At 53.8% G+C, this 16,237-nt stretch carries 17 protein-coding genes; 2 read left to right on the top strand and 15 right to left on the bottom strand.

Features of this window, described 5'->3' with window-relative positions; translation table 11 throughout:
* Positions 1-7 precede the first annotated feature (7 nt).
* The gene (gene dinG, locus HVE01_RS14355; RefSeq protein WP_125748913.1) at positions 8-2,137 is read right to left on the bottom strand and encodes an ATP-dependent DNA helicase DinG; all 2,130 of its coding nucleotides are present in this window, start codon (positions 2,135-2,137) and stop codon (positions 8-10) included.
* Between the two features lie 5 nt (positions 2,138-2,142).
* Positions 2,143-3,417: an ATP-dependent RNA helicase RhlB gene (rhlB, locus tag HVE01_RS14350; protein ID WP_146944862.1), complete on the bottom strand. Its 1,275-nt coding sequence runs from the start codon at positions 3,415-3,417 to the stop codon at positions 2,143-2,145.
* Between the two features lie 145 nt (positions 3,418-3,562).
* Here rhlB and HVE01_RS14345 point away from each other — a divergent pair, with 145 nt between their 5' ends.
* Together HVE01_RS14345 and xthA are read left to right on the top strand one after the other, a co-directional pair.
* A complete protein-coding gene (locus HVE01_RS14345) occupies positions 3,563-3,811 on the top strand; it encodes a hypothetical protein (protein ID WP_125748919.1) in 249 nt (82 codons plus the stop codon).
* A complete protein-coding gene (xthA, locus tag HVE01_RS14340; protein WP_125748923.1) occupies positions 3,811-4,647 on the top strand; it encodes an exodeoxyribonuclease III in 837 nt (278 codons plus the stop codon). The genes HVE01_RS14345 and xthA overlap by 1 nt, the downstream gene beginning before the upstream one ends.
* Before the next feature lie 67 nt (positions 4,648-4,714).
* Here xthA and HVE01_RS14335 read toward each other — a convergent pair whose 3' ends face one another.
* From HVE01_RS14335 to HVE01_RS14275, 13 genes are all read right to left on the bottom strand, one after another.
* Positions 4,715-5,815 (bottom strand): hypothetical protein, encoded by a 1,101-nt coding sequence (locus HVE01_RS14335; RefSeq protein ID WP_146944861.1) that lies wholly within the window; start codon positions 5,813-5,815, stop codon positions 4,715-4,717.
* Positions 5,816-5,936: 121 nt separating this feature from the next.
* Positions 5,937-6,704: a TonB family protein gene (locus HVE01_RS14330; protein ID WP_125748930.1), complete on the bottom strand. Its 768-nt coding sequence runs from the start codon at positions 6,702-6,704 to the stop codon at positions 5,937-5,939.
* Positions 6,701-7,108 carry an ExbD/TolR family protein gene (locus HVE01_RS14325; RefSeq protein WP_125748933.1) on the bottom strand — a complete coding sequence of 136 codons (408 nt, stop codon included), beginning with the start codon at positions 7,106-7,108 and terminating at the stop codon, positions 6,701-6,703. Before HVE01_RS14325 ends, HVE01_RS14330 begins: the two co-directional genes overlap by 4 nt.
* Positions 7,101-7,643: a MotA/TolQ/ExbB proton channel family protein gene (locus HVE01_RS14320; protein WP_125748936.1), complete on the bottom strand. Its 543-nt coding sequence runs from the start codon at positions 7,641-7,643 to the stop codon at positions 7,101-7,103. Before HVE01_RS14320 ends, HVE01_RS14325 begins: the two co-directional genes overlap by 8 nt.
* 1 nt (position 7,644) lies before the next feature.
* Positions 7,645-9,015, bottom strand: a complete 1,371-nt coding sequence (locus HVE01_RS14315) for a MotA/TolQ/ExbB proton channel family protein (protein ID WP_146944860.1) — start codon at positions 9,013-9,015, stop codon at positions 7,645-7,647.
* Positions 9,012-9,794, bottom strand: coding sequence for a DUF3450 domain-containing protein (locus HVE01_RS14310; protein ID WP_125748942.1), 783 nt, complete (start codon positions 9,792-9,794; stop codon positions 9,012-9,014). Before HVE01_RS14310 ends, HVE01_RS14315 begins: the two co-directional genes overlap by 4 nt.
* Positions 9,795-10,084: 290 nt before the next feature.
* Complete coding sequence (locus HVE01_RS14305; RefSeq protein WP_244973729.1) at positions 10,085-10,495, bottom strand: NUDIX hydrolase; 411 nt, start codon at positions 10,493-10,495, stop codon at positions 10,085-10,087.
* A gap of 62 nt (positions 10,496-10,557) precedes the next feature.
* Positions 10,558-11,529, bottom strand: coding sequence for a class 1b ribonucleoside-diphosphate reductase subunit beta (nrdF, locus tag HVE01_RS14300; protein WP_038485235.1), 972 nt, complete (start codon positions 11,527-11,529; stop codon positions 10,558-10,560).
* 43 nt (positions 11,530-11,572) lie between these two features.
* On the bottom strand, positions 11,573-13,696 hold the full coding sequence (nrdE, locus tag HVE01_RS14295) for a class 1b ribonucleoside-diphosphate reductase subunit alpha (RefSeq protein ID WP_146944897.1): 2,124 nt from the start codon (positions 13,694-13,696) through the stop codon (positions 11,573-11,575).
* 56 nt (positions 13,697-13,752) lie between these two features.
* Positions 13,753-14,202 carry a class Ib ribonucleoside-diphosphate reductase assembly flavoprotein NrdI gene (nrdI, locus tag HVE01_RS14290; RefSeq protein WP_146944859.1) on the bottom strand — a complete coding sequence of 150 codons (450 nt, stop codon included), beginning with the start codon at positions 14,200-14,202 and terminating at the stop codon, positions 13,753-13,755.
* A 9-nt stretch (positions 14,203-14,211) separates the two neighbouring features.
* Positions 14,212-14,433, bottom strand: coding sequence for a glutaredoxin-like protein NrdH (gene nrdH, locus HVE01_RS14285; RefSeq protein WP_009722061.1), 222 nt, complete (start codon positions 14,431-14,433; stop codon positions 14,212-14,214).
* A 374-nt stretch (positions 14,434-14,807) separates the two neighbouring features.
* The gene (locus tag HVE01_RS14280; protein WP_089037765.1) at positions 14,808-15,419 is read right to left on the bottom strand and encodes a superoxide dismutase; all 612 of its coding nucleotides are present in this window, start codon (positions 15,417-15,419) and stop codon (positions 14,808-14,810) included.
* 232 nt (positions 15,420-15,651) lie between these two features.
* Positions 15,652-16,237: electron transfer flavoprotein subunit alpha/FixB family protein (locus HVE01_RS14275; RefSeq protein ID WP_213014760.1), on the bottom strand; the 586-nt coding region annotated here is incomplete at its 5' end.

The following is a 16,237-nucleotide window of genomic DNA, read 5'->3' as shown; positions in this document are numbered from 1 at the left end:
TCTTTTATTACGCGATGATTTCTCGTTTGAATGGCGGCAGAGCATCTAGCAATGCTTGGCCATATCGACGCGTAATCACCCGGCGGTCCAGCAGCGTGATAACGCCACGGTCGCTCTCCTTACGGATCAACCGCCCGCAGGCCTGCACTAGCTTGATTGACGCATCTGGAACACTAATTCGCATAAACGGATTACCGCCTTGGCTCTCAATCCACTCAGCAAGGGTGGCTCCCACCGGATCATCGGGCACTGCAAATGGCAGCCGGGTAATCACCACATGGGTAAGATAGTCGCCAGGTAAGTCGATACCTTCAGCAAAGCTGGCCAAACCAAAAATGATGCTCCCATTACCATCATCGACAGCCGCGCGATGACGTTCAAGCAATTCATGTTTAGGCAGCGCATCCTGCGCTAACACGCGCCCTTTAGCCTTCACAGGCAAGGCTTTTTCCACCGCTCGCAATTGCGCCCGGGAAGAAAACAGCACCAGCGCAGCTTCGTCGTCTCCCAATTGGGCCACGAAATTGACGATGGCGCTTTCATGGGCATCGCGATCACTGGGATCGGTCGCTTCCTTAGGCACGCGCAAAACGGCATTGGCGTAATCAAAGGGGCTCGGCAACGCCTGATAGCGATAGCGGTTTGCTAGCCCAGCGCGTTCTTGGATTCGCTCAAAGCGCCCCAGCGCGGTAAGTGTTGCTGACGTTACTAGCGCGCCATGGCAACGTCCCCACAAATGTTTCGCAAGGGTATGCGCCGCGGATACGGGGCTTGCCGAAAACTCAATTTCCGGCTCTCCCGCCACACGACTAAGCGTAATCCAACGCGCACTAGGCGGCGCATTGGCAGCATCTTGCTCACTGAACGCTTGCCATAGTGAATGGGCATCAAGCGAGCGCCCATGAAGTAGTGCAATCAGCGGTAACCAGGTGTCGGCCTGATCCCGGTCCAAGCCTGTTTGCTTATCAGGATCGAGACTTTCGCGCAGAATATCGCTTATGCTCTCCAGGCTGCGTGACAGCGTGGCAAACATAACTAGCAGTTGCTGTGCTTGTTCGCGAAGCGCTTCTGGCACCTGGCCTTTTTCAAAACGCAGCTGATGGTTCGCCTCTTCATCCGACAAGCCGTTTTCCCGCCCCGCCAGGTGGTGCCCCATGCTAAACACATCGCCCAAAGCAGGCTCTAAGTTATGCAGCAGCTCAGGTAGCCCGGCGAGCAAACGCGCAATCGTCGGCTGAACTGCTAATCCTTGATGCAGATCGGTTAGACTGCTTTTCAGTGTTTTTAACCAACGCAGGCAGCCATGTACCGCAAAGCGATGGGCAAAGTGGGAAAGCGCCTTATCGGGCAGATGGTGGCCTTCATCAAAGACAAAAATGCAGTCAGCCGGATCAGGGAGAATCGCCCCACCACCCAGCGCCAGGTCAGCAAGAACTAAGTCATGGTTAGCCACGATTATATCGGCATCTTCCAGCTCACGCCGGGAACGGAAAAAGGCGCAGGCACCGAAATGACCACAGCGACGCCCAGTGCACTGGCGATGGTCTACCGTGAGCTGTCGCCAATGACCGTCGTCGATCGACGCCGACCATGTATCACGATCACCAGCCCATTCACCTTTGCCGTAAGCTTCGGCCAGATCCGTAGCTAATAGAGAAAAGTCACTGCTGTGGGATTGAAGTGACTGCTCAAACAGCGATAGCGTCGGGTTTGGCTCAGAGCCTTCCAACGCCTGATCAAGGCGCGCAACACATACGTACCTGCCGCGCCCTTTTGCCAAGGCGTAACGAAAGGCAATACCGCTATGACTGGCAAGCGAAGGCAAGTCCTGATTAAGCACTTGCTCCTGCAGCGCCACCGTTGCGGTGGAAACAATCAGTCGCTTTCCCTGCGCCTTAGCAATCGGCAATGCGGCAATCAGGTAGGCAAGCGTTTTACCGGTTCCGGTACCCGCTTCCAGCACACACACATGATTATCGTTTGTGCGCTTGCCTTCGCTATCCTGCTCAATGCCACCTAGCGTACGGGCGATTTCTGCGATCATCAGACGCTGGCCATAGCGTGGTGTCAGCTCAAGCTTTTCCACCACGCGACGATAGGCGTCTTGAATATCGCTTTTTAGCGCATTATCGAGCATGCGCGTTACAGCATGCCTTCCGGCGGATGTTCGCAGGGCAACTTACCGTTAATGTAGCGCTCAATCTCTGGTAGCGAGAATGCATCTTCTTCGCCAACAAAACTAATCGAGACGCCTTTGGCCCCCGCACGTCCGGTACGTCCAATACGGTGAACGTAATCTTCCGGATCTTCCGGCAGCGTGTAGTTGATCACATGGCTGACATCTTCAATATGAATACCACGTCCTGCGACATCAGTTGCCACCAGCACTTGGATATCTCCCTCACGGAAGCTTTCCAAGGTTTTGATGCGCTGATTTTGTGGCACGTCTCCTGATAGCATAGCGACACTGACACCCGCTTTTTTCAGCAAATCATCTAGCTTGCGCACGAGATCACGGCGATTACCAAACACCATCACGCGCTCGAAGCTCTCCTGTGTCAGCAGGTTCACCAACAGCCGCTGCTTGTCGTCATCAGATACTAAATAAACGCGCTGATCGATATCGGCCTGATTCTCAACGGTAACTTCAATCTCTACATGGGCAGGATTGAGCGTCCATTGACTCGCTAGGTTCAAGATATCATCGGTAAAGGTTGCCGAGAACAGAAACGTCTGGCGCTGCTCTTTTTTAGGCGTATAACGGATGATGCGCTTCACATCGGGAATAAAGCCCATGGAAAGCATACGGTCCGCTTCATCCAATACCAACACTTCAACTTCGGAAAGGTCGATATCACGCTTCTGATGGAAGTCCAGCAAGCGGCCTGGTGTTGCCACCAAAATATCGATCTTCTTACCCAAACTGTCGCGCTGCTTTTGATAGTCCATGCCGCCGACAACACTGGCCACATTGAGCTGCGTGAAGCGAGCAAGCGCTTTAGCATCTTTTTCAATTTGCAGTGCCAATTCCCGGGTAGGCGCAATAATTAACGCACGGGGTGCACCCTGCTTTTGGCCATCGGGGGTCGGCTCTTCCAGAAAATAAGCCATTACCGAGATCAAAAAGGCGGCGGTTTTTCCGGTGCCTGTCTGCGCCTTGCCGACAATATCGCCACCCAGCAGCGTGTGTCGCAGCGCCTCTGACTGAATAGGCGTGCAGTATTCAAACCCCTGGGCATGAATGGCACGCATCAAAGGCAGCGGCAGATCAAAGTCATGAAAGCGCCACTTGCCGGCAACGGCGGGCACCTGAAACTGACGAAGATCCCAGTTTGATTGACGACGACGCGGCTTCCGACGGCGGCGTTTAGGCTTGCGGTTCTGGGCCGATGCTGTGGTCTGTTCCGGCTCGCTCATAGGCTGTGTATCTGTCCATTGCTGTGGATGTTAGGCATCACGAAGTGCGCATTGTACCAGGGGTTGGCGATAAGAGCGCGTCCTGCTGTCGAAGGAGTGCGCTTGCCTGTTAGAATGAGGCATCAATTAACCCAAGGAGCGCGACATGACGCGTAAGAAAAAAACTCGTTCGCTAGCGGATAAGGTAACTATCCGCACTGGTCGCCGCAAAGATTACAAAAAATGGCGCCATGACAACCCTGATGCCGTGGCTCCTTCACGCCGTTTTGTGGCTAAAAAGCAGCAACAACGCAAGCTTCAAGCCGTGCGTAAACTGGCACGCCAGCAAGACGGACAGAATATTGCCATCCATCCTGATAAAGAAGGAGACAACCCTTCAGGAGATCGTTCGTAATGCGTTTGGTCTCGTTTAATATCAATGGCATTCGGGCGCGACTTCATCAGCTTCAAGCGCTGATTGATACGCAGCAGCCAGACGTCATTGGCCTACAGGAAACCAAAGTACACGACAGTGAGTTTCCTCTGGCTGACGTTGAAGCCATGGGCTATCACGTTTTTTATTACGGTCAAAAAGGCCATTACGGGGTTGCCTTAATGTGTCGGCAAAAACCCCAAGCGGTATTTTATGGCTTTCCTGATGATGAGGAAGACGCCCAACGCCGGATGATTGGCGTGCAGTTACTGGCCGATAACGGCGAAACAGTCACTGTTTGGAACGGCTACTTCCCCCAGGGTGAAAACATTGAACACCCAACTAAATTCCCGCACAAAGCGCGCTTCTATCAGCAGCTGGCAAACCTGCTACACAACCAGCACCATCCTGAAGAACAGCTGGCGATCATGGGGGATTTCAACATATCCCCGGAAGATCAGGATATTGGCATTGGCGAACCAAGCCGCAAACGCTGGTTGCGTGAGGGCAAAGCCAGCTTTCAGCCTATCGAGAGAGAATGGCTTGAAGGTATAAAAGCGTGGGGGCTTAGCGACAGCTATCGGCTGTGTCACCCAGATAATAGTGAGTGGTTCAGCTGGTTTGACTACCGCTCAAAGGGCTTTGACCGCGAGCCAAAACGCGGCCTGCGCATTGACTACATCCTGGTGTCTAAACCGCTTGCCGAATGCGTCACCGGCGCAGGCATCGATTATGAATTGCGCGGCATGGAGCGACCTTCTGATCACGCTCCTACCTGGAGCGATTTTGCGTTGACGCTTTCCCAGACGACTGACTGAGTAAAAAAGCCAAGCACATGTACGCCCCTAAGGTTGTTCGAGGGGCGTTTGTTGAGGGTTTTGCACGTCACTCTTCAAAATTTGCCAACCACTGTCCTGCCTGATCATCGCCAAGATTTGCCGCCCTGATAAGAGCCTCCTCGGCCTGATCATCTTGCCCCCAGCGGTAAGCCAGCTGCCCATATTGCCGCCAGTCTTCTGCTTGTTGAGTGCTTTCAGCAAGCGCCCTCCAAGCATTTAGCGCCTTATCAACATGCCTAGCCTGCTGCCATGCCCCCGCCAGCAGCCGTAACGTTTCCTCATCACGCGCCAACAAACCTTCTTGAATAGCCGCTTCTAAGTGCTCACCTGCCCTGGCTGGCGTGCCACCCGCCAAATGCAGACGAATTAACGTTAAGCGATCTTCGAGCGTAGTGAACTTCCCCAGCTGCCATGCCATCTCCCACACGCCAGCCGCCACACCCGCCTGACCTGCTTGCTGGGCAAGCCCTGCCGCCTGACGCCAAGCATCAGGATCGCTCTGCGCATTCAAATCCCCCACCAGCCAACCGAGAGCCTGCTCGTTTTGATCCGCATTGCGTAACACTAGCGTGGTTAGTGTCTGCTGCGTGTCCGTCAATCCACCTTTTTGTAGTAACGGAGTCAGCCATTTAGCAGCATCATCCCAGCGCTCTACTTCCACTAACAAACGAATCAGTCGCCATGCTGATTCATCGTAGTGTGGACTGCCTTGAGATTGAGTTAGCCACTGTTCATACAGCGTGATGGCTTCGGGCCGCTGGTTAGCGGCGCGACGTAGCGACGCCTCATCACGCAGCCAACGCAGAATTTGACTGTTAGGCACGCTAGGCCGCTGTCGCGCACTGGCTAGCTCATCAGCAGCCGCAACGTGCTCACCTTGACGCACCAGCGCACTCGCGGCGAGCTGATGATAAAGTGCACTTGCCCACTGGTCCGCACGATTGCCACCCGCGAGGCGCGCCGCCTGGGATCGCGCATGGCGCGTAATACGCTCGAGCACATCGCTATCAGCCTCGCCGCTGGGCTGCTCAGCTAATTGGCTTTGTAAGCCATTAAGATCGCGAACAATATCACCCGGCAGCGGTTCGTTCGCGTGCGCCATGACGCTTAGCGCGCTTAATACGACGATTCCCACCCAACGCTGCATACTCTTTCCTCGACTGGCATTTTCAATGGGCTGACTCAACGAACCATTCCAACAGACCATTCCAACAGACCATTCCATCGGACTAACTCAACGAACTATCTCAACGTACTATCTCAACGGACTATCTCAACTGGAATTCAATGCGCTGCGTGGCGCGACGAAGCTGCTGACCGGGTTCGAACTGCCAGCGCGCGATCGCTTCGCGGGCAGCGTCTTCAAACACTCGCCTCGGCTGTGCCCGCGTCACGCGGATCGTGCCGTTATCGACACTACCATCCCGACGAATAACAAATTCCACTTCAACAAAGCCCTCCATGCCCCGCCGCTGAGCACGCGGTGGATAAGAAGGGTCTACGCGACTTGTCGGGGCAACTTGCCCAACACTGACAGGCTCATTCGATGGCGCTGGCTCTACCGCTGGCGCGGCGGCACGCTGCACTGTCGACGGCGCGGGAGAAGGCGCGACTGTTTCTGCCGGCTGTGGTGCGGGCTCAGGTTGCGGCGCCGGCCTTGGAGACGGCTTCGGCGCGGGCTGCGGGGTCGGCTCGGGCGTTATTTCAGTCAGCTCAGGCAACTCACTCTCCAACTCAACCGGCTCCACTGGCTCTTCCGGAAGCTCTACCTCAGGTAGCGCAATCGCACTATCTGCGATAGGTGCCGGCGCTGGCATCGGCATCGGCGGCGGAGTTGCTGGCGCCGCCTCAGAAGGCGCAGGCGGCGGTGCCTCTTGCTCAGGCGCCACTTCTGGCGCTTCTATCATCGTCATCGACATTGACATGATCGGTGTTTCCGGCGAGCGCTCTGGGGGCGTCACCAGTAGCGCTAACATCCAAAACAAGCCAACGGCTAAGGCAATGCCACCGAGTATCGAGAGGACATGACGAATCATGATGCACTCCGGCTCGCTGCCACGGCGATCTGATCAACACCCGCTTGTTTGAGGCGATCCATCACTTCAATCAGCAAGCCCGTCGTCGATTCCCGGTCAGCCTGGATAACAACGGAGCCATCATCACTCAGCATATCGGCAACCTGCTGGCCAATACGATGCACATCGACTGGTTTACCATCGACCCAAACAGCTCCCTCCGGCGTCACAGCAATCAGCACCTGTGCGTCAGGGCGTGGGCTTGCCGCTGCCGCTTCGGGGCGTTCAATCTCAACACCACTCTCTTTAATGAAACTGGTCGTCACAATAAAGAAGATCAGCATGATAAAGACAACGTCCAGCATCGGCGTTAGGTTAACTTCATTGCTATCAGCCGTGGCGTCTATGGAACGGCGTCTACGCATCATTCTCCTCCAAGGCACGGGCTAAGCGGTCGTGTAACCGCTGGTCTTCGCGACGAATCACGTGCTCTAAACGACTAATAAATAGCAATCCCACCACAGCAATCGCCATGCCGGTTAGCGTGGGCAGCGTGGCACGGGCAACCCCATCGGCCATGGCTCGCGCCTGATGGGTATCACTAAGAGACAGGCTATCGAAAACGGCAATCATACCGGTAACAGTGCCCAGTAGGCCTAGCAGTGGGCATAGCGCTACCAGCAGTTTGATCCATGGCAGCGGGCGGCGTAGCTTAGCAACCAGTGCCTCTGTCCAGACATTGCGTAGCGTGCGTGCACTCCAGCTACGGTGGTCACTGCGTGCCGCCCAGCGGCGGATCAATTGGCGACGGGCACGCCGCCAACTAAAGCGGTAATACCACCAGCGCTCAATTGCCATCCCAAACACCAGCACGGCAACGAATGCCAGCACTACTAAAACGGCACCACCGGCATCAAGCAGCCGCTCAACGGGCTCAAGCCAAAGAGGTAACGTGGGCATATTAGGTCACCGCTTGCGCATTAGCCGTCGACTGCGCTTCAAGATGGTCAGCTAAGGTGGCACTGGCTTCACCTTCAATGGCCTGGGTAATCAAGCGACTGCGGCTCGCTAAGGCTGTCTGAGCAAATAGTAGCGGCACGGCTGTTACAAGACCCAACACCGTTGTTACCAGCGCCTGACTAATACCACCCGCCATTAGCTGCGGGTCGCCGGTGCCAAACACGGTAATCGCCTGAAAGGTAACAATCATGCCGGTCACTGTGCCCAACAGACCCAGCAGCGGTGCCACGGCTGCCAGCAGCTTAACAATCGGCTGGCCACGCTCAATGCGCGGCAATTCAGCCAATACTGACTCATCTAACCTTGCTTCCAGTGCTTCCGGTGTTTGGTGCTTATCCAATTCCTGGAAGCGTTGGAGCACGCGCCCCAGCGGGTTATTAGCGTTCGGCTGATCCAGCGTCTTACGCTGACGGCGCACCCGCGCACTGACGACCACTAGGTAAAGGTACTGTGCCAAAGCCACTAAGAGACCAAAGCCACCCAGCGCCACCACGACGTAACCGACATAACCGCCCTGCTGGAATCGCTCCCAAAGGCTTGGCTGCTGAGCGAGAGCTTGCAGCACGCTACCTTGGGTAGGATCAATGGCAAATACTCGGCTTTGACCCTGATGATAAGTCGCCAGCACATCGCTGATTTCGGCCGGAGTATGCGGCACTTCCGCCAGGCCACCATCATCCTGGCCTTTGCTGAGCAGTGCGGTATCAGTAAACGCTGCAAAATCACCCAGGCGCACGATATTTCTCGATTCAATCTCGCCACTGGCATCGGCCACCGGTAATTCAAGTCGCTCGGCACGCCCAGTACTCAGCGTTAGCAGCGCTAAACTGTCCACGACAGTTTCGATTTGTTGACGCTCCAGCACCTCGATCTCATTAAGACGCGGTGGTAACGCATCAGCATCCAGCGTTAACCAGCTGTCACCACCTAGCTCGTTACGTACCTCTTCGCTGTGCCGTGACAGATCCGCCAACAGCGAAGTGAGTGCTTCGCCCTGTTCTTCCTGGCGCGCAGCCAGCGCTTGAGCCTGTTGCGCTTGTTCCTGTTGCTGCGCGGCTAACGCGACTTGCTGTTCTTCTGCAGCTTGATGTTCAGCCCGCGCCTCTGCCAGTGCCTCATCCAACGCTTCTTGATCATCAAGGAACGACTGCAAGCGCGCTTGGTCACGCGCCTCAGCGGCTTCGCGAGCTTCACGTAACGAACCAACGCTGTCAGTTTGCGCCATTGCCATACTGCCGCCCAAAAGGCTTGCCAGTAGTGCAAAACAAATGATGCTTCTGCGCGCGCCTCGCTGGCGTGTTAACAGACTCATTGCTGGCCCCCTGCGTGGTCATTGGCACTAATGGAAAGTGGTAGACGCAGCAGCTCTGGCGTGCGCTGATCGTCAGCAATACGTAGACCGTTACGCACCTCGCGGCGAGCGCTTTCATCAAGCGCCTGCCACTCACCGCCCGCCTTATCCCACACACCCCCTTCTCGACCATCAGGGGTTAGGTAATAAAAGCCGATTCGGCCAATGCGCAAATAGTCCACTTCACGCGGATTACCTTCTGCTAATTGCAAACGACCACGCCAGCTATCCACTTCACGGCCATACGCCAACTCGGCACGCCAAGCTTCCAGCAAATTGGCAATCCGCGTCGCACTTGCTGAAGCCTGCTGTTCAGTAGGCTGAACACGCGCTAGACGCTCGTCTTTCAGAAACGGCAGGTCAGATTCGATCCAACTAATTAGCTGCTCTGTCATATCCTGTTCAACAGCAGGCAGCGCGGCGCGCGTGTCGCTTAACGTATCGAGCGCCTGACCGAGGCGCTGCAGGCGCTTGGCTTCACTGGCCAGGCGGCCACTTAGGGCAGCATTGGATGCTTCCATCTGGCGGGTTTCCCGCTCTAGGCGGCGCAGCTCTTCAATCGCTGAACGCGTAGCGTCATCAGCCTCATCAATTTGCTGCTGAAGTGCGGACTGCGCTTGCTGGGCCTCGACACCCTGGGCCGCTTGATCGACTGTCTCATCACTTGCCATTAGCGTACCACTGACCAGCACTCCGGCAAGCCAGCCTCCATGCAAGGCAAAGAAAGGCCTTTTCAGCACGTTACGTCTCCGTTACTGATTAGCACGTCGCCATTAACGGCGCGCTAGAAACTCATTAGGTATAATGAACGATTTGCGTTTCGTTTAAGCAGTGCATAGCCTAACACTAATAGAATAAATGACAATATTTATCATTAGCATTCAATGGCGTTTCGCTGCTGACCGTCACTCCACCATAAAAAAGGGCGCCAAGTGGCGCCCTTCAGTAAAGACATGGGTTTAAAGACATAGGTTTAACAACACAGGTTCAGCAAAAACACAGATTCCGTAAAAATACAGCAAAAGCGTTTCTAAGCAGCAACCACAACATGCTGCTTGGTCAACGGCGCCAACGGCAGCTTTAATGCTTCTTCGCGGGTTACCCAAACCGCTTCGGCAATCTCCGCCCCTGCATGGACAGGCTGATCAATCACCAGACTGAACAACTGCGCTTCAATCACAGTGTCCGGCTCATTGGCTGCTAAGGCATGCTGCATGCCCAAAGGACGTAGCTGATCACTTGCTATACGTAAGCCAACTTCTTCCTCCAACTCACGGCACAGCGCTGCGATGGCCTCCTCTGCTGGCTCAATTTTACCGCCTGGCTGCATAAAAAAGCGCGTGCCCTGCTTGCGTACTAATAGCAAACGCCCCGAAGGGTCACTCACGACTGCCGCTGCTATTTTCAGCAGCTTGTGCGTCTTTTCGGTATTGCCCAGCACTGCCCCCTCCTTCCTTGCCTCATCAAACTATCAACGGCGCTGAAAAGCCGCCGACGATAAGCTTAAAACGCCCAGTCGTCGTCTTCGGTGGCAACAGCCTTACCAATCACGTAGGAAGAACCAGAGCCGGAGAAAAAGTCGTGGTTTTCATCTGCACTGGGCGAAAGCGCGGCCATAATCGTTGGGTCAACGTCGGTGACGCTGCTGGGGAACAACGGTTCAAACCCGAGATTCATCAGTGCCTTGTTGGCGTTGTAGTGAAGAAATTTCTTCACGTCTTCCGTTAAACCCACCTCATCATAGAGCGATTCGGTGTAGCGCACTTCGTTGTCGTAAAGCTCTAGCAGCAGCTCATAAGCATAGTCTTTCACTTCTTGCTGGCGCTCGGGCGTGGCTTCTGCCAGCGCTTGCTGGAACTTGTAGCCAATGTAGTAGCCGTGCACGGCCTCATCACGAATGATCAAACGAATCAGATCAGCCGTGTTGGTCAGCTTGGCGTGGCTCGACCAGTACATCGGCAGGTAGAAACCCGAGTAGAACAGAAATGACTCAAGGAAGACGCTAGCCACTTTACGCATTAACGGATCGTCGGAGCGGTAACGCTCAAGAATCAACTCAGACTTCGCCTGCAGCGTCGGGTTTTCTTCACTCCAGCGAAACGCATCATCCACATCCCGCGTCGCGCACAGTGTTGAGAAAATTGAGCTGTAAGAGCGCGCATGCACCGACTCCATAAAGGCGATATTGGTGTAAACCGCCTCTTCATGGGGTGTGCGTGCATCTTCCATTAACACTGGCGCGCCCACGCTGCTCTGAATTGTATCGAGCAGCGTCAGGCCAGTGAACACGCGTATCGTCAGCTGTTTTTCCTGCTGCGTCAGGGTGTTCCACGACTGAATATCGTTGGAGAGCGGCACTTTTTCCGGCAGCCAGAAATTGCTGGTCAGGCGGTTCCACACTTCCAGGTCTTTATCGTCCTGAAGGCGATTCCAGTTGATCGCATCGACCCGCGATAGGCGTTGCATAGTGGTCATCAAAATTCTCTCACCAACATGATCTAATAAAAGCGATATACGATTACAGCGAGCAGGAGACGCAGCCTTCTACTTCCGTACCTTCAAGCGCGCTCTGGCGTAAACGGATGTAGTAAAGCGTCTTGATGCCCTTGCGCCACGCGTAAATTTGCGCTTTGTTGATATCCCGCGTGGTGGCGGTATCAGGGAAGAACAGCGTTAACGACAGCCCCTGATCGACGTGTTTAGACGCTTCAGCATAGGTATCGATAATTTTCTCAGGGCCAATTTCATAGGCATCCTGGAAATAATCGAAGTTCGCCTCATTCAAGAATGGCGCCGGATAGTAAACACGCCCCAGCTTGCCTTCTTTACGGATCTCAATTTTCGCTGCCACCGGGTGAATACTAGAGGTGGAGTGGTTGATATATGAGATAGAACCCGTTGGCGGCACCGCCTGCAGGTTACGGTTATACAGCCCGTGTGCCATCACCGATGCCTTTAGCGCCTGCCACTCTTCCTGGGTCGGTAGTGCAATACCGCTACGCTCGAACAAATGACGCACTTTCTCGGTTTTCGGCAGCCACGCTTGATCGGTGTACTTATCAAAGAAAGCGCCCGATGCGTAGGTGGAGTCCTCAAACCCTGCAAAGGCTTCGCCGTGCTCGATCGCCAGCCGGTTAGACGCACGAATCGCATGGAATGCCACGCAGTAGAAGTAGAGGTTGGTAAAGTCCAGCCCCTCTTCCGAACCATAATAAATGTGTTCGCGCGCCAGGAATCCGTGCAGGTTCATTTGCCCAAGGCCAATGGCGCGAGACTTGGCATTACCTTCAGCAATGGAAGGTACACTGCGCAGGTTGCTCATTTCAGAAACCGCGGTCAAACCACGAATAGCAATCTCAACGCTGGTGCCAATATCGCCTGAGTCCATCACCTTCGCGATGTTCATCGAACCAAGATTACAGGAGATGTCCTGACCGACCTGGCGATAGCCAAGATCGTCATCGTATTCGGTGGGCGTATTCACCTGGAGAATTTCAGAGCAAAGGTTGCTCATATTGATACGGCCGGCAATCGGGTTCGTACGATTAACCGTATCTTCAAACATGATGTACGGATAGCCCGATTCGAATTGCAGCTCGGCCAGGGTTTGGAAGAACGCACGGGCATTGATTTTGTGCTTACGAATACGCGCATCCGCGACCATCTCATGGTACTTCTCGGTTACGCTGATATCTCCAAACGGCACGCCATAAACCCGCTCAACATCGTAGGGCGAGAACAGGTACATATCGTCGTTGCGCTTAGCCAGCTCAAAGGTAATGTCTGGAATCGTTACGCCCAGCGACAGCGTTTTAATGCGAATTTTTTCATCGGCATTTTCACGCTTAGTGTCGAGAAAACTCAGGATATCCGGGTGGTGAGCATTTAAATAAACCGCACCGGCGCCCTGGCGTGCACCTAACTGATTAGCGTAGGAGAAAGCGTCTTCCAGCAGTTTCATAATCGGGATAATACCCGAGGACTGGTTTTCGATACGCTTAATAGGTGCGCCGGACTCGCGGATATTAGTCAACAAGAAGGCAACACCGCCGCCGCGCTTAGAGAGCTGCAACGCGGAGTTAATCGAACGGCCAATCGACTCCATGTTGTCTTCAATACGCAGCAGGAAGCAGGAAACCAGCTCACCGCGCTGCTGTTTACCGCAATTTAGGAAAGTCGGCGTAGCTGGCTGAAAACGGCCGCTAATAATTTCATCAACCAGCGACTTGGCCAACGCTTCATCGCCACGCGCCAGCGTCAGTGCCACCATGCAGACACGGTCTTCATAACGCTCAAGGTAACGCTTACCGTCGAAGGTTTTCAGCGTGTAGCTGGTGTAATACTTGAAAGCGCCTAAGAAACTCGGGAAACGGAATTTATAGGCGTATGCCTGCTCAAACAGCGCCTTAATGAAGGCAAAGCTGTACTGAGCCAGCATTTCTGCTTCGTAGTACTGTTCTTCAACTAAGTAATCGAGCTTCTCTTCCAACGAGTGGAAGAACACGGTGTTTTGATTAACGTGCTGCAGGAAATACTGGCGAGCGGCTTCGCGATCTTTATCGAGCTGCAATTCACCATTGGCACCGTATAGATTCAACATCGCGTTCAGCGCATGGTAATCCAGGGTACGCGCCTCGGACACCCCCGCAGTCGGCCGTTTTGTTTCTGCCGAATTCGTTGTAGCGACATTGTTAGCAGCTACGTTGCTAGAGACTGAGCTTGACGTTTCCAAAACTCTTCTACTCCTTTGCGGACCTTGGCGACATCGTCGTCAGTGCCAAACAGTTCAAATCGATAAAGCAGCGGCACCTGGCACTTTTGAGCAATAATTCGCCCTGCCAATCCGTATGCCTCACCAAAATTCGTATTACCAGCAGCAATAACACCCCGTAAAAGGTGACGATTGTGCTCATCATTTAGAAATCGAATCACCTGCCTCGGCACTGCCCCTTCGGCATAGCCGCCACCATAGGTAGGTGTCACTAATATGTAGGGCTGCTCTACGCGTGGCGTTGGTTCTTCACGGTTTAATGGCAGCCGCTGGGCGCTTAAGCCAAGCTTTTGTATAAAACGGTGGGTATTGCCTGACTTAGTGGAAAAATAAACTAATGAACGATTGCGCCCAGCTTCCACACCAGCGTTTTGCATAGCGATGTTTTACGCTAGTGCTTGAATGCGGTCAGGACGAAAACCAGACCAATGATCTTCACCTGCAACCACGACAGGTAACTGGCGATAACCCAGTGCTTCCACTTCTTCCTGGGCACCGCTTTCTGCAGTGATATCGATAACGGTATATTCTAGGCCCTGCTTATCCAGCGCACGGTAGGTAGCAGTGCATTGAACACAAGCAGGCTTGCTATAAATTTGGATATCCATGGCTATTTTTTCCTTTTCATAGCGGTGTTTTTCGGGTAGAGCATATCTTGTGCTCGCCCTCTCTGGAAGACACTACGCATACTATATATAGACCATGAGAAAATCAATTCAAGCATATATGGTATTTTTTAATCCACAGGTTATTGACAGCTCGTACCCAATATCATACCCAGCAGCCCCCCAATAGCTGCCTACGACGCAGCTCCCAGAGCCGCCCCAGGAGCGCTCTTAATAGCCCTCATGAGAGCCGCCATAAGCACTGCTTCAGAAACGGTCAACCTGCTCCAAAACAAAAAAAAACCGCTCCCAATGGAAGCGGTTTTTTCCAAGGCGCCAAGTCATATCGCTTGGCACCTCTACTTATCGATGTAAGCTTAGGCGATAGCCGCCTGATAACGACGCTCAACATCTTCCCAATTAACGACGTTAAAGAAGGCTGCTACGTAATCAGGACGCTTGTTTTGGAACTTCAGGTAGTATGCATGCTCCCAAACGTCCAGACCCAATACCGGCGTGTTGCCATGCATTAGCGGGCTGTCTTGGTTCAGGGTGTTTTCAACAACCAGCTTTTTCTCAGGTGTCACGGAGAGCCATGCCCAGCCGCTACCAAAGCGACCCAGCGCTGCCGCCTTGAACGCTTCCTTGAACGCGTCCAGACCGCCTAGCTCGGCTTCAATCGCCTTGGCCACATCACCCTGGGGCTGGCCACCGCCATTAGGTGACATCATTTGCCAGAACATAGAGTGGTTGGCATGGCCGCCGCCGTGATTAATAACGGCTTGACGCTTCTCTTCCGGTACACGATCAAGATTAGCAACCAGTTCTTCTACCGGCACGTCTTCAAGGCCTGTGCCTTCAAGCGCAGCATTCAAACTAGTGACGTAAGTATTGTGGTGACGAGAGTGGTGAATCTCCATCGTCATCGCATCGATATGCGGCTCAAGCGCGTCATAAGCGTACGGTAATTCTGGAAGTGTATGTGCCATGCTAACTTCTCCTTAAGTGGCTTTTGTTACGTTCACCTAGCTAGGTGTGGTCTTACCTCACCTTTTTCAACCATCACGGCTATAATTAATTACCGCGAGTAGCGATTATTGGCAACCGGTACGTTTTATACCCCAGTACCTTAGTCAACTATTGGCAGTTTATCGAATTCATCGTCAATAAAAAAGCCGACTTCTGATGAAGTCGGCTTTTAGCCAGTTTAGATTCAGTGGCTTATAGCTTACTTTCAAGCTCCGGCAGAACCTCGAAGAGATCCCCCACCAAGCCATAATCAGCGACTTGGAAGATCGGCGCTTCTTCGTCTTTGTTGATCGCTACAATCACTTTTGAGTCTTTCATGCCCGCTAGGTGCTGAATCGCACCAGAAATACCCACGGCAATGTATAGCTCAGGGGCTACGATCTTGCCGGTTTGACCAACTTGCATATCGTTGGGCACAAAACCGGCATCTACCGCCGCTCGTGAGGCACCAATGGCAGCACCCAGCTTGTCAGCAATGCCGTCAAGCAGCTTAAAGTTTTCGCCGTTGCCCATACCACGACCACCAGACACCACGACTTTAGCACCACCAAGTTCAGGGCGGTCGGATTGCGCCAGCTCTTGCTTAACAAAGCTAGACTGACCATTTTCAACCACTACGTCTACCGCTTCGACAGAGGCGCTACCCGTGCTCTCGACCGCATCAAACGCGGTGGTACGCACGGTCATCACTTTCAGCGCGTCGTCGCTTTTTACTGTGGCGATGGCGTTGCCCGCATAGATGGGGCGCAGGAAAGTGTCAGCACTTTCAACACCAATA

This window comes from Vreelandella venusta (genome assembly GCF_007989605.1).
GTDB classification, from domain to species: domain Bacteria; phylum Pseudomonadota; class Gammaproteobacteria; order Pseudomonadales; family Halomonadaceae; genus Vreelandella; species Vreelandella venusta.
Note: the sequence above shows the minus strand (reverse complement) of the source record. Positions and strands in the feature narration are given on the sequence as shown.

Excerpts from the sequence above, each read along its gene's own strand:
- dinG (WP_125748913.1), bottom strand. The coding sequence starts at position 2,137 with ATGCTCGATAATGCGCTAAAAAGCGATATTCAAGACGCCTATCGTCGC.
- rhlB (WP_146944862.1), bottom strand. The coding sequence starts at position 3,417 with ATGAGCGAGCCGGAACAGACCACAGCATCGGCCCAGAACCGCAAGCCT.
- HVE01_RS14345 (WP_125748919.1), top strand. The coding sequence starts at position 3,563 with ATGACGCGTAAGAAAAAAACTCGTTCGCTAGCGGATAAGGTAACTATC.
- xthA (WP_125748923.1), top strand. The coding sequence starts at position 3,811 with ATGCGTTTGGTCTCGTTTAATATCAATGGCATTCGGGCGCGACTTCAT.
- HVE01_RS14335 (WP_146944861.1), bottom strand. The coding sequence starts at position 5,815 with ATGCAGCGTTGGGTGGGAATCGTCGTATTAAGCGCGCTAAGCGTCATG.
- HVE01_RS14330 (WP_125748930.1), bottom strand. The coding sequence starts at position 6,704 with ATGATTCGTCATGTCCTCTCGATACTCGGTGGCATTGCCTTAGCCGTT.
- HVE01_RS14325 (WP_125748933.1), bottom strand. The coding sequence starts at position 7,108 with ATGCGTAGACGCCGTTCCATAGACGCCACGGCTGATAGCAATGAAGTT.
- HVE01_RS14320 (WP_125748936.1), bottom strand. The coding sequence starts at position 7,643 with ATGCCCACGTTACCTCTTTGGCTTGAGCCCGTTGAGCGGCTGCTTGAT.
- HVE01_RS14315 (WP_146944860.1), bottom strand. The coding sequence starts at position 9,015 with ATGAGTCTGTTAACACGCCAGCGAGGCGCGCGCAGAAGCATCATTTGT.
- nrdF (WP_038485235.1), bottom strand. The coding sequence starts at position 11,529 with ATGACCACTATGCAACGCCTATCGCGGGTCGATGCGATCAACTGGAAT.
- nrdI (WP_146944859.1), bottom strand. The coding sequence starts at position 14,202 with ATGCAAAACGCTGGTGTGGAAGCTGGGCGCAATCGTTCATTAGTTTAT.
- nrdH (WP_009722061.1), bottom strand. The coding sequence starts at position 14,433 with ATGGATATCCAAATTTATAGCAAGCCTGCTTGTGTTCAATGCACTGCT.
- HVE01_RS14280 (WP_089037765.1), bottom strand. The coding sequence starts at position 15,419 with ATGGCACATACACTTCCAGAATTACCGTACGCTTATGACGCGCTTGAG.